The sequence below is a fragment of the Exiguobacterium sp. Leaf187 genome, assembly GCF_001423925.1.
Taxonomy (GTDB): Bacteria; Bacillota; Bacilli; order Exiguobacteriales; family Exiguobacteriaceae; genus Exiguobacterium_A; species Exiguobacterium_A indicum.
In genome coordinates, this window is sequence record NZ_LMPR01000008.1 from 232,092 (window position 1) to 244,784 (window position 12,693).

At 45.6% G+C, this 12,693-nt stretch carries 12 protein-coding genes; 7 read left to right on the forward strand and 5 right to left on the reverse strand.

Annotated elements, in window-relative coordinates:
* Positions 1 to 179: 179 nt before the first annotated feature.
* From ASF99_RS03520 to ASF99_RS03550, 7 genes are all read left to right on the forward strand, one after another.
* Positions 180 to 1,562, forward strand: a complete 1,383-nt coding sequence (locus ASF99_RS03520; RefSeq protein ID WP_055966974.1) for an MATE family efflux transporter — start codon at positions 180 to 182, stop codon at positions 1,560 to 1,562.
* Positions 1,522 to 1,989, forward strand: a complete 468-nt coding sequence (ybaK, locus tag ASF99_RS03525) for a Cys-tRNA(Pro) deacylase (protein ID WP_055966978.1) — start codon at positions 1,522 to 1,524, stop codon at positions 1,987 to 1,989. Before ASF99_RS03520 ends, ybaK begins: the two co-directional genes overlap by 41 nt.
* 21 nt (positions 1,990 to 2,010) lie before the next feature.
* The gene (gene pssA, locus ASF99_RS03530; protein ID WP_174316042.1) at positions 2,011 to 2,757 is read left to right on the forward strand and encodes a CDP-diacylglycerol--serine O-phosphatidyltransferase; all 747 of its coding nucleotides are present in this window, start codon (positions 2,011 to 2,013) and stop codon (positions 2,755 to 2,757) included.
* A gap of 136 nt (positions 2,758 to 2,893) precedes the next feature.
* A complete protein-coding gene (locus ASF99_RS03535) occupies positions 2,894 to 3,649 on the forward strand; it encodes a carotenoid biosynthesis protein (protein WP_023467400.1) in 756 nt (251 codons plus the stop codon).
* On the forward strand, positions 3,618 to 4,319 hold the full coding sequence (locus tag ASF99_RS03540) for a lysophospholipid acyltransferase family protein (protein WP_023467399.1): 702 nt from the start codon (positions 3,618 to 3,620) through the stop codon (positions 4,317 to 4,319). Before ASF99_RS03535 ends, ASF99_RS03540 begins: the two co-directional genes overlap by 32 nt.
* Positions 4,316 to 5,392 (forward strand): glycosyltransferase, encoded by a 1,077-nt coding sequence (locus ASF99_RS03545; RefSeq protein WP_055966981.1) that lies wholly within the window; start codon positions 4,316 to 4,318, stop codon positions 5,390 to 5,392. The genes ASF99_RS03540 and ASF99_RS03545 overlap by 4 nt, the downstream gene beginning before the upstream one ends.
* 15 nt (positions 5,393 to 5,407) lie before the next feature.
* On the forward strand, positions 5,408 to 6,880 hold the full coding sequence (locus ASF99_RS03550; protein WP_055966984.1) for a phytoene desaturase family protein: 1,473 nt from the start codon (positions 5,408 to 5,410) through the stop codon (positions 6,878 to 6,880).
* A 421-nt stretch (positions 6,881 to 7,301) separates the two neighbouring features.
* Here ASF99_RS03550 and ASF99_RS03555 read toward each other — a convergent pair whose 3' ends face one another.
* The 5 genes from ASF99_RS03555 to ASF99_RS03575 form a co-directional block, all read right to left on the reverse strand.
* On the reverse strand, positions 7,302 to 8,135 hold the full coding sequence (locus ASF99_RS03555) for a phytoene/squalene synthase family protein (RefSeq protein ID WP_055966987.1): 834 nt from the start codon (positions 8,133 to 8,135) through the stop codon (positions 7,302 to 7,304).
* Entirely contained in the window at positions 8,095 to 9,576 is a 1,482-nt protein-coding gene (locus ASF99_RS03560; protein ID WP_023467395.1) for a phytoene desaturase family protein, read from the reverse strand. Before ASF99_RS03560 ends, ASF99_RS03555 begins: the two co-directional genes overlap by 41 nt.
* The gene (locus tag ASF99_RS03565) at positions 9,573 to 11,063 is read right to left on the reverse strand and encodes a phytoene desaturase family protein (protein ID WP_035398449.1); all 1,491 of its coding nucleotides are present in this window, start codon (positions 11,061 to 11,063) and stop codon (positions 9,573 to 9,575) included. The genes ASF99_RS03560 and ASF99_RS03565 overlap by 4 nt, the downstream gene beginning before the upstream one ends.
* Before the next feature lie 106 nt (positions 11,064 to 11,169).
* The gene (locus ASF99_RS03570) at positions 11,170 to 12,168 is read right to left on the reverse strand and encodes a class I SAM-dependent methyltransferase (protein WP_023467393.1); all 999 of its coding nucleotides are present in this window, start codon (positions 12,166 to 12,168) and stop codon (positions 11,170 to 11,172) included.
* Positions 12,169 to 12,308: 140 nt separating this feature from the next.
* The gene (locus ASF99_RS03575) at positions 12,309 to 12,689 is read right to left on the reverse strand and encodes a DUF1516 family protein (RefSeq protein WP_055966990.1); all 381 of its coding nucleotides are present in this window, start codon (positions 12,687 to 12,689) and stop codon (positions 12,309 to 12,311) included.
* Positions 12,690 to 12,693 lie beyond the last annotated feature (4 nt).

Genomic DNA, 12,693 nt, shown 5'->3' on the forward strand with positions numbered 1-12,693 from the left:
TTTAAAAAATGAATGATTGTTCATTATGATGTATTCGTGATATTTTATGAAAATCCTTTTAAATCTCTTTTTTTTCGATGAAAGACAAAAAACTCTCTTTCATTATGAAAATCGAAGGCGTATAGTTTCAAAAAGATAAAGAAACACTATTCGTTTTATGAAACAAAGGGGATTTATTTATGAAAACAGTCAAGCAACCAAGCTTATTCCACATTACGTGGCCATTATTCATTGAGATTGCATTGCATATGAGCCTCGGGATCATTGCAACGTTGATTTTAAGTTATTACTCGGATAGCGCTGCTGCAGCAGTCGGTGTATCCAATCAAATTTTGAATATCTTCATTATTCTCTTTAACATCACCTCGGTCGGTGCAACGATCATCATTGGTCAGTACCTCGGTGCAAGAAAGACGCAAAACGCTCGTCAAACGGCTCGTTCTGCTTTTGCGATTAACTTGTATACCGGTCTCATCGTTTCTCTGACCGTCGTGTTGTTCGGAAGACAACTTCTTGGATTTTTCTCGTTAGAAGGAGAGACGCTCGTCTATGGCGAAACGTTCATTAAGATCGTTGGTCTATTCCTTTTCTTAGAAGCCATCTCATTGACACTGGGTGCGATTCTCCGGAGTCATGGATTCACTAAAAATGCTATGTACGTCACGCTACTCATGAATTTCGTTAGTGCTTTTGGTAACGTCATCGCTGTTCTTGGACTCTTCGGCATTCCCGTTCTCGGTGTTGCTGGTGTCGCTTGGTCGATTGTCGTCGCCCGGACAATCGCTGTCCTTGTGTTGTTCTTTGTCGTTTACCGCAAACTTTCTTTACGTTTTACAGTAAAAGACTTGATTCATTTTAATCGTGAAGATGTGAAACGAATCATGAACATCGGAATCCCATCTGCTGGTGAAGGGATCTCCTATCAATTCTCACAACTCATCATCACAGGATTCATCGCAACAATTGGTGAAGCAGCGTTGTCTGCTCGTGTTTATGTATCAAACATCACGATGCTTTGTTTCCTATTCACGCTTGCCATCGCTCAAGGAACGCAGTTACTCGTCGCACGCCAAGTTGGTGCGCAACAATTTGAACAAGCATATGGACGTGCTGTGAAAACATTGAAGATTGCTGTTTTCGCAAGCTTCATCTCAGCTGTCGCTCTTGCTTCATTCGGTTCATCGATTCTATCAGTGTTCACATCGAGTCCTGAAATCATTGCAATCGGTATCCCACTACTCTGGGCAAGCGTCATTCTTGAACCAGGTCGCGCGATGAACATCGTGCTCATGGGAACTCTTAAATCGGCAGGAGATGTTCGTTTCCCTGTCGCCATCGGTATTCTATCGATGTGGGGAATCGCGGTCGTCCTCAGTTATACGCTTGGTCTTGGTTTCGGTCTTGGATTACTTGGAATCTGGATTGCCTTCTCTGCTGACGAATGGTTCCGTGGCATTTTCGCCATGAAGCGTTGGCATGGACGGAAATGGGTCCAATACTCACTCGTCAAAGGAGAAACACATGAGCAAAACGAACGTCGAGAGGCTTCTGAAGCAGTCTAAGATTGACTTCGAATCCCTCAATTATCCTGTTGATCTTGATGATTTATCTGCTGAAGCCGTCGCTAGAAAGATTAATTACCCCCTTTCTACCATTTTTAAAACCCTTGTTTTGAAAATGGTCGAAAATAAATATGTCTTCGTCGTCATTTCGGGGGAAGAAGAACTCTCTCTAAAGGCAGCGGCCAAAGCATTGCATTCGAAAAAAGTCGCGCTTGTTCCGATGAAGGACTTAGAAGACCTGACTGGCTATATTCGAGGTGGTGTCTCTGCAATCGGTGCTAAGAAGAATTTTCAGGTTCTCTTATCGGATCGTGCTATCCATGAACCATTCATCATCATATCCGCTGGAAAACGTGGACATCAAGTTCGGTTGAATCCTCATGATTTTTTATCTTTCACTCAGGGGATTCTCTTTACGAACGGCTGAATTCCATCTCCTAATTATGGTATGATGAGTAGTATCGATGAAGTGGCAGGAGGAATCATTTTGTGGAAAGATCGTGTTCGTAATTCAATACCCAACCTATTTACGTTCGGAAATCTGTATTGTGGTTTTTTAGCCATCGTCATGGCAGCAAAAGGTGATTTTCAAAATGCCACCTTACTAATCGTCATCGCGATGATGCTTGATAGTCTGGATGGACGTCTTGCTCGGATGCTTGGTGTAGCAGGCGACTTCGGAAAAGAACTGGACTCATTAGCAGATATCGTGACATTCGGTGTCGCACCTGCAATGATGGCCTACTATACGTATTTCTATGAATTCGGAGAAGTTGGTTTACTAATCTCTGCTCTGTTCCCGTTGTTCGGCGCATTTCGTCTTGCTCGTTTTAATTTATCGGCAACGAATGTGGCATCTGCTTATTTTTCAGGTGTACCGATTACAGCGGCAGGTGGTATTTTGGCCGTCGTCACGTTGTTTAGCGGACGAATGAACGACTTGATGGTCCCACTCGTCTTTACAGGTCTTGCCTTCTTGATGGTCAGTCGTGTCAAGATTCCAAGTTTTAAAGACATTCCCGTTCCGCGCCATACGTTCGTCATCACCTTTACGTTGCTATACGTGACGTATGTCATGATTGCGCGTAGCAATGAGTGGTCGACGTTTTGGTTCGTTGCTGTTCCGTTGTATATCGCGTTTCTCCTTTTCTCGTTCATCAAAAAGAAGAAGCAAAAACAACATTCAAACGGATGATGATAGGAAGTGGTTCGGTTTCTCTTACGAGAAGCCGGACCACTTTTTTTATAAGACCGCTTCTCCCTCGCTCGTTTTCAAGATATATGGGTATACTTATGACAGAAGCTATTTTGGAAATGGAGGAATGTCACGCATGGAGCAGTTTCATAAACGTCTTTGGATTTTCTTTTCGATTTGGTTCACCATCGGCTTGATCTTAGTCGGTTTTTCGTTACTTCCCCCTTGGCTCGAGTGGGCCAATGCCGTCTTTTTATTCGCTTCCGGCTTATACGCAGCTCTCTATTTTTGGCATGTCTTACCGAAGGGGCGTCTTGTCATCCCCTTCATCTTCTTTGGTTCGATCATCATTGAGTCGATTGGGGTCCATACCGGTTGGCCGTTCGGAACATATCGTTACGAGTCGGATTTCGGTGTCCAATTATTAGGTGTACCGATTACGATCGGGGCTGCATGGCTATCGGTCATGGGGGCGAGTCTCGCTTTCTCCCGTTTGTTCTCGTTTCGCTATAGTACATTGATTCTCGTTCCATTGTTTGCCGTCTGGCTCGATTTAGCGATCGATCCTGTTGCTGCTAACGTGAAATCGTATTGGCTTTGGCAAGACGGTGGCTGGTATTACGATATTCCGACACAGAATTTCTTCGGGTGGTATGGAACGGCGCTCGTCTTTTCCTTTTTCATCAATCGATATCAAGTCAAGGCGACGGATGCCGCACTCGAACAAAACAATCAGTATCTCTTTTTAATGTTGCACACTTTATTCGGTGTAACAGCAGGAGTTGCTGGTCTCTATGGCGTCACTTTGGTCAGCTTAAGTGCATTCATCGTCTATTTCATTGTGAAACGAGGGGTTATCGTTGAAAGAAGCAAACAAAAGCAAATTAGCTGAATCCGTATTTCATACGTATGTCGATCATGCTTTGATCCGACGTCATTTCCACCGTGTCTTATATCGAGCAGACGATTTACCTGTCCCGGGTCTCATGCTTGCTACACACAGTTCTTGGTGGGACGGTATGATTCTTTTTCATTTGGATCAGACCTGCTTCCATCACGACCCCTATGTCATGATTGATCAAGCAGGGCTTGCTCGTTTCCCGTTTTTCTCCCGTCTCGGAGCTTTCTCTGTTGACCGGACATCATTCGCTGATATCAAGACAAGTCTTCATTATGCAAAAGAACGACTTCAAAATGGCAGCAGCGTCTGGATGTTTCCTCAAGGCGAAGAACGTCATCAAGAGGACCGTCCGCTTCGCTTAGCAAGTGGTGCCACACATTTGACGCGTCATACGGATCACGTGTCTCTCGTCGCCTTTTATTATTCATATGGTCATGAACAGCAACCGGACGTCTATATCCGGACGCGTCGCTTTCATCCATTACCTGACGAACGGTCAAGTGCTCAGGCAAAACGACTGACAGCAGAACTAACTGATTTATACGACGACATTCGAGCAGATGCAATTGCGGAACGTGTTGATTTGTATCGCTGTATCTCTACCCGAAGGGAACCACTTCCTGCACGAACGGAGCGCTGGTTACGGGCACTCCGCTCATGAGTTGGTTCTTTCTCTTCTTCGCTCTAGCTGTCTGTCTCTATACATGGATCAATTTAGCTTTTCTACCACGATTAACGGATCCCGTTCAACCAGATAGTCTAGCAATCTGTATCCCGTTACGGAATGAGGAACGTAATGTACGAAAATTATTAGACGCATTAGAACCTGCTCTGACACCAGGGATGCACGTTTACTTATATGAAGACCGCTCGACCGATCGGACGCGTGAGTTATTGCTCGATCGGATTGGTCAAGACGACCGTTTTACAGTGATTGATGGTCTTCCCTTACCAGCAGGCTGGGCAGGAAAGGTTCATGCATGTCATCAACTCGCGAAACGAACGACAGAGGACTATCTGTTATTTCTCGATGCTGATGTAACACTGACACCTGATGCGATTTGTCGCTTATACGGAACGTTACGAACAGAACGAGCCGTTTTCCTTTCCGGTTTCCCGTCCTTTCCTGTACCGACGTTTCTCGGAAAGTGTTTGATTCCAATGCAACATGTTCTTATCGCGCAACATCTTCCGATTCCGTTTCGCAAAGTGAAGCATCCAGCTTTTGCTGCAGCCAACGGCATGGTCGTTCTCGTCGAACGACACGCGTATGACCAAGTCGGTGGACATGAAAGCATCCAATCGGCTCTCGTTGACGATTTAGAACTTTGTCGTACGTTTAAACGACATGGGTTGACGACGACGCTCGTCGAAGTCGCCCCAGCAGTCTCTTGTGATATGTACGCCACGAACGAAGAAGTCTGGCAAGGTTTTCTAAAGAATGTCTTTCGTGGGATGAACGATTCTTATATCGTCGGATCATACTTTCTACTCTTTTACTTGGTTCAAGCAAGTGTCCTACCTTATCTCATCCTCCACCCATCCTGGCAGATGGGTTTCGCACTGATTCTTCTTTATTTAGCACGATTCCGGATCGATCGTGCGGCACGAATCCGACATGTTTGGTGGCTCCATCCACTGGCGGTATTCCTTTATGTCATCTTGCTAGCAAGTGCGATGATTCGAAGCTTTAGGAAACGGGAAATCACATGGAAGGGTAGGACCTATTCATAAGGAGGAATCAGTAGCATGAAACATATAGCTGTCATCGGAGCCGGTCTTGGTGGACTCAGCGCTGCTATCTCATTAGCAGCAAAAGGATTTCGCGTCACGGTCATCGAGCGCAATACACATATCGGCGGCAAAATGATGCCGATCGTCACAGAAGGACATCGCTTCGATTTTGGTCCGAACACGATCACGATGCCGGAAGTTTTTCAGTCTGTCATTCTTGAATCCGGTGCGGATCCCGATGAGTACTTTACATTCACGAAACTTGAGCGTCATACGGTCAATCACTTTTCCGACGGAAGAACATTAACATTCTCGTCTGGACGCGAAGCGATGCGGACAGAAGTAGATCGTTTCACGAACGGTCAGTTGGCGAAGAACGATATTACAGGTTACCAAGAAGAAGTGGCGAAGTTGCATACGATCGCAAAACAACAATTCTTTACGAATATTGATTCGTATATCCGCCCCTCCCTCTGGCGAGACATGTTGAAAGTGCATCCCTTTCAAAACCTTCATGGGTTGCATAAGCACTACTTTAAGGATAAAGGGTTAATTCAGGGACTCGATCGTTATGCGACGTATATCGGGAGTAGTCCGTATCAAACACCCGCTACCTTCAGTTTAATCGCTCATTTAGAACTAAATGACGGTGTCTACTTCACAAATGGCGGTAATACAGCAATCGCAGAAGGGTTCGCCCGACGTGCAAAAGAACTAGGTGTCGTCTTCCGTCTTGGCGATGAAGTGACACAGATCGAAGTCGTCGATGGACAAGCAACGGAAATTGAATTGAATCACTTGGAATATCTACCGGTTGACTTCGTCGTCATGAACGGTGATTTGTTGACACAATATCCACGTCTGATCTCAGAAACGGCACGACCTGATTTTAAAAATCCGACACCTGCTCAAGTCGAACCGTCGATTTCTGCCTATGTTCGATGTATCGGTCTCTCACGTCGGATCGAAGGGCTGGCTCATCATAACGTCTTCTTCTCTTCAGATTACGAAGCTGAGTTCAAGGCACTCTTTGATGAAAAACGTTACGCTGAGGAGCCGACGATCTATATCTCGAATTCTTCCGTCACAGCACCAGAAATGGGACAAGCGGGTGATAACTTATTCGTGCTCGTCAATGCACCTGCAACGGATACTGGACATGCGATTGATTTTGATACGTATGATCAACTGATCAATCAACGATTGCAGTCCTTTGGGATTGATATTTCGTCCGATGTCGTCTTCGAGCAACGGGTCACGCCACAGGATATCGAACAAACCTTCTTTGCCTATCACGGCTCATTGTACGGCTTGTCATCCAATGGCATCCGGTCGTCTTTCCTCCGTCCGAGCAACCGTTCAAAGAATGTTCACAATTTGTTTTTTGCCGGTGGATCAACGCATCCTGGTGGTGGTAGTCCAATGGTGACGCTTTCAGGAAAACTAGCAAGTGAACGAATCGTCTCTGCTGTCGCCGCTACCCTGTGAACGTTATGTGAATTGCATATCAATCACTTGTACGGACAACTAAGATTTGATACGATTACTTCGAGTTCAAGAGGTAGTGATTGACCCCACATCCTCAATCAAGCGCAAGGTGACTTCCCCGAGTCAAGAGCGTTGAAGAACTTACTTTTTCTAACCAGCGAAATCAAATGGGACCCACCCATTTCATCACGTGACTCATCGTGTGTCCATTCGCATGACTTACGACGTTCCCCCTTAGATCGTCTCATCCGTTTGGTCCACAGATAGCTCGATAAAGAAAAGACCATCCCCGTGGTCGAAACAGACCTATCTCGTAGTCCAGATGTTCGCTCTGGTGTAGAAGTAATCTGAGACTCCCCGGTCTCAGACCATAGAAAAAAGACCTTGGTCCCCGCCAAGGTCTTTTTTCTATGGTCATGTATTAAATCGTAGCAAGTAACTTCATTTTTTGCCAACGGCTGACGTATGCCCGTTTTGTAAAGACGTCATAGTGATTATCCCGCGCTGCATCGAGTATACCACGGTACAGGAAGGCAGCAGCCTTAAGAGCACGCCGACTCTCTCGTGGATACCGTTCAAACGATGGAATCGCCGCGTCATACAGATGCTCTGCTCGAAGTGCAACCTCTTCCCAGAGACCGATGAAGTCTCCTGAAGGACGACCAGCGAGTAACGACTCCGCTGTGACACCGTATGTCTCCATCCATGAATGAGGCAAGTAGATACGGCCGCGTTTTGCATCTTCACCAACATCTCGTAAAATATTCGTTAATTGCATCGCGATTCCAAGATCGATAGCAGACTTACGGAGATCAGGCTGTTGCGGTGCAAGGATGGGCAACAGCATCAAACCGACCGTACTCGCTACGTAGTAGCTGTATTGCTCTGTCTCTTCAAGCGTCTGATAACGATTTTTCTCGATATCCCAACGCATCCCTTCCGCGAGCTCAAGGAATGGTGTCTCATCCATTTCATAACGTTCAAATACGTCTGCCAACGCAATCCATAACGGTTTATCTAATACTTCGCCATCACGGAATCGTTTGAATTCATTCAAGAAAGCTAGTAAACTCTCTTTCGGCGTATCCGACTCATCGACGGTATCATCGAGGAACCGGCAAAATGTATAGATGGCATAAACAGCTTGTCGATCTGCTTTTGGTAAGAGTGAAAAGGCTTTATAGAACGTCTTAGATCCGGACTGAATGACTTCCTCACATTTGATATACGCGTTCTGGATCGTCACTGAATTCATGTTTCCACCCCATCTCTTGTTCCATTCGGTTTACGAGTATCGTTGCGCCCATCATGACGACTGGTACTCCTCCACACGGATGCACCGATGCACCGACGGCATATAATCGATCGATATCCGGATACGGTTTTGCCTGTGTCTTTAAGGCAGCCGATTGGCGAATCGTCGGCGCAATCCCAAAACTACCTCCCTGATATAATCCAAAGGCCTGTGCATCATTCGGTGTACGAATCTTCATTTCTTGTATCTTTTCCCGGAATCCCGGATGATGATGCTCGATTTTTTCAAGTACAGTCTCAATGAAGTCTACTTCTTCATAATCTTCTACACCATAGCCTCGCGGAGAAGGAATTAATGAGTAGACGACACTATCGTCTGTTCCTGTTAAACTACGGTCAATCCGACTCGGATGGAACAGATAGACTGCCGGATGTTCTGGTAATCGTCCTTTTTTAAAGATATTCGTCATGAGCGGTTCCAAGTCGTTTGGCATCAAAAAGCGATGCACCGGTAAATCGACTTTCCCTTTCATCTTGAAATACAGCAGTAGCGTACCGCCTGAAGGCGTATAGGTCTTAGGTTGTTTACCTTCTACAAGACGTTCCATCAATGGAAACTCTCCGTTTAATACGATTTGATCGAATGCTTCCTGTGTGCCATCTTGTAAGACGATTTCCTTCGCCTGTCCTTGGTCGATGACGATTCGTTCAACGGGTGCTTCGAAGACGAATCGGACACCACGTTCGACTAATGTGTCGTACATGCGTTCAGCAAGCGAGAAATAGCCACCTTTTACATACCAGACACCTTCTGCTTGTTCCCGGTACGGAATCAAACCGTAAATCGATGGTGTTGTATAAGGGTTTCCGCCGATATAAAATGTCGGAAAACTGTATGCCATGCGCAAATATTTACTCTTGAAGTATCGCTTCAAATGGTCATGTGCAGTCTCTAGAGCATGCATCTGTAATAATGGACGCATCATGTCTGGGTGCAACAACTCCGTCTTCCGACGATAACCACGTTCTAAAAATTTCGATACACTCGTCTCATAATCCTTTTCTTTTTGATGCATGAATTCATAAAATCCACGACCTTCACCGAATTGACGTTCGATCGCGATCGCTTGATCCACGACATCGGCTACTTTCGTAACGACCGTACCATCGTCGAAGTGAAGGTCATACAATGGATCGACCCGTTCAAGTTCTACTCCCGTAACTCCGGCTTCTGCCAACTGCTCTTTTAACTTGCCTGGCATCAGAACGATCGTCGGACCTTCATCGATGCGGCCACCCGATTCAAAATCGACGGATCGTAATCGACCACCGACATGCGCTTCTTTTTCAAAAATCGTAATCTCGACTCCAGGATGTCTTGCTGTCAGCAAAAGCGCTGCATGCAGTGTACCGACACCGGCTCCTACGAATCCTATCTTCATGTCCGCACCCCTTCTTTTTTGAGCACGAGTTCTGCCGTAATACGCGCGGATTCGAAAATCGTCGGTAATCCGCTACCCGGATGTGTGCCACCTCCGACGAGATACAGATGATCGAGCTCTTCAAATTGATTATGCGGTCGGAAATACATCATCTGTGTCAACTGATGACCGAGATTGAATGTCGCGCCTTGATGAATCCCCATCGCTTCCCAGTCGTCTGGCGTGAACATCTCTTCGACTTCGATTGCCGCTTCAATCCCTTGATATGGTGAACGCGTTTCAAGAGCGTCCAGAACACGGCGACGTAGCTTCGGTCCTTCGATCGACCAATCAAGTTCCGAGTAATTGTTCGGTACCGGCACTAGGACATACATAGCAGACTTGCCTTCAGGTGCTAGCGTTGAATCAATCACGGATGGATTTTGGACATAGAATGAAAAGTCATCCGACAATTCTAAAGTCTGCGTCATCTCGCGAACGTTTTTCTCATAATCCTCTGCAAAGTAAATCGTATGGTGTGGTGCATCGAACGTCCGGTTGACACCAAGGTATAACATGAACGTCGAACACGAGAATTTTTTGCGGTCAATTTTTGGTCGGGACCATTTTTTCAAAACCCCTTCCGGCACCAGATGATTCATCGCATGTGCGAAATCGGCGCCGATGATGACTTCATCGAATAACTCATGTTGACCTGACTCGAGGATGACTCCTTCGACAGCTTTTCCGTTTAAAATCAATTGTTCGACGCCCGCACCCAACTGTACGGTTCCGCCTAGCTCCTCAATCGCACGTTGCATTGCAAGCGGTACTTGATGCATCCCACCAATCGGATGGTGGACACCGTAAGCATGTTCCATGTAAGACAAGATCGAAAAACCACCCGGACATTCCCAAGCTGACATGCCTAAGTATTTCGCTTGGAATGTAAAGGAATACTTCAATTCTTCGCTCGTGAAGTAATCGGATAAAACATCATAAAGCGATCGTCCGAGCGATAGGCGTGGCAGTGCCGTTAAGACACGCGGTGATAAGTAATCCGTCAGCCGATCGTGACGTGTCTGTAAGATTGGCATGAGTTTTCCAAGCTTAAGTGCTTGCTCTGCCATGAATCGATCGTACCCTTCTCCGTTTCCAGGAAATTGTCGTTCGATTGCCTCTTTCATCCGGTCCCGATCCGTCGTCATCGTAAACTCCTCTGTTCCTCCTTTGAAATAGAGTGTATACATCGGATCAAGTGCCTTTAAATCTAAATAATCTTCTAACCGAAGACCGGCTTCGTGAAAAACGTTTTCTAAAATATGCGGCATATTAAGGAATGTTGGTCCTCGATCGAACGTATAGTCACCTAGCTTGACGGCAGAAGTTCGTCCACCGACTTGCGTTTGTTTTTCGTAAACGGTGACGTCTACTCCTTTTCCTGCTAATAACAAGGCACATGCAAGTCCCCCAGGTCCTGCTCCAATCACTGCTACGCGTCGCTTCACCCAAATCTCTCCTTTTTATCTCTCATCGTTTCAACTATTATACTAAGCACATAGTAAAAGCAACAAATTTAAACTGTCTTCCAACTGTAAAAACGCCAGACTTCGCTTAGGAAGTGGCGTTTGCAGTGACGATATACCAGGCACCTTCTTTTAAGAATGGTGTGATCGAAATGTTTTCAAACCCAGCTTTCGTTAGATCTTCTTTCAATTCTTCCTTACTTGGTAATGGATACAGATTCTCATGCAACGTCATGAAGGCATTGAATGCTGCTGAGAAAGGTGCACCATGTGAACTGTCACGTAATGGTGTGACGAGAATGACTGTTCCATCATCCTTGACGAAACGACGAACTCCTTTTAATAGTGCAAGGCGTTCCGGTTGCGGGAAGTAATACAAAATATTATTCATCATGACACCGTCATATGTCTCTTTCACATCAAACGTTTTGATGTCTCCAACGACAAAATCAATCTCTCCGCTCGTATCTCGTCGTTTTGCTTCTGCGATGACGGATTCTTCAATATCGATTCCGGCAAGTCGTAAGTCCGGCAATGCCTCATGGATTTTACGGAGATACCCACCATAAGCACAACCAATATCAAGTAGTGAGGTCAGATTACGACTCCGAATGATATGGCGTACTGCTGGGAAAGCAACAGTCTCAACGAGAGCTGAAGTTTCAGCTACGATGTCTCCATGTTCCTCTCCATTAAAAGTCTTTTGTTGACCCTCTTCTAAAAATTGAGGATAAGAGAATAATGCTGGCAAGTGCAACTCCATCATTTCCGATAACATGAATCCGATACTCCGATCGTCTGATTGAGAGAGTTCCGGAAGAACATGGCGAGTCGCTGTATAGCGTAAATCTTTTTTCTTCAAGTGACCGACTGCAACGCCGACTTCGAACCAGCGGGATAACGCTTCCTGTGTCAGCGGACGCTGCATCCGTAGCTGTGCCTCTGCTTGTGTTGCTCCTGTTTGAAGAGCATCGAATAATCCATATTTATAACCGATATACCCATGCCAAAGTGGTAACACCGGTTCTGCGCGTTTCATCCATTTTCGTGCTCGGAAAACTTTCGTCCATTCCTTCAACTGTGCCACAAGCGTTCCCCTCTCTACTGTTTAATACATCCCTTTTCCCAAATAACAACCACTTGTAAACAAAAATTACTAACGAACATGACAAAAAGAGTCCTTTTCAACCTATGAGGTCGAAAAGGACTCTTTGATCCCGCATGAACTTAGAAGAATTTCATACCGTATGGGAGTGAATAGCCTAGGAATACTGTCACAAGGACGAGCACGATGAATCCGATGACGAAACCGGAATAAGCTTTTCCTTTTTTAAGTCGAACAAGTGTCAACTCTCCGAAGATGAGCGACAATAAGCCAAGTGTAATCTTCGCATGGTAGAGTGGGTCTGGATTTTCAGACATCCCCATAATTTTGATGTACAGATAAAGACCTGTCGCGAACGTCAATAAGAGCAACAGACGGAACGCCATATGAATCCCTTTTGCAGCTTTTTTGTTGTTCTTGTACATCGAAAAAGCGATGAAGAACGTAACCAATAAAAGTACCCAAAGTAAGACGTGTGTGTGAACGAATGCTGTGATTGGCATTTCA

Bases quoted from the DNA above. Each gene is read 5' to 3' on its own strand.
- ASF99_RS03520 (WP_055966974.1), top strand. From the start codon at position 180: ATGAAAACAGTCAAGCAACCAAGCTTATTCCACATTACGTGGCCATTA.
- ybaK (WP_055966978.1), top strand. From the start codon at position 1,522: ATGAGCAAAACGAACGTCGAGAGGCTTCTGAAGCAGTCTAAGATTGAC.
- pssA (WP_174316042.1), top strand. From the start codon at position 2,011: ATGATGAGTAGTATCGATGAAGTGGCAGGAGGAATCATTTTGTGGAAA.
- ASF99_RS03535 (WP_023467400.1), top strand. From the start codon at position 2,894: ATGGAGCAGTTTCATAAACGTCTTTGGATTTTCTTTTCGATTTGGTTC.
- ASF99_RS03545 (WP_055966981.1), top strand. From the start codon at position 4,316: ATGAGTTGGTTCTTTCTCTTCTTCGCTCTAGCTGTCTGTCTCTATACA.
- ASF99_RS03550 (WP_055966984.1), top strand. From the start codon at position 5,408: ATGAAACATATAGCTGTCATCGGAGCCGGTCTTGGTGGACTCAGCGCT.
- ASF99_RS03555 (WP_055966987.1), bottom strand. From the start codon at position 8,135: ATGAATTCAGTGACGATCCAGAACGCGTATATCAAATGTGAGGAAGTC.
- ASF99_RS03560 (WP_023467395.1), bottom strand. From the start codon at position 9,576: ATGAAGATAGGATTCGTAGGAGCCGGTGTCGGTACACTGCATGCAGCG.
- ASF99_RS03575 (WP_055966990.1), bottom strand. From the start codon at position 12,689: ATGCCAATCACAGCATTCGTTCACACACACGTCTTACTTTGGGTACTT.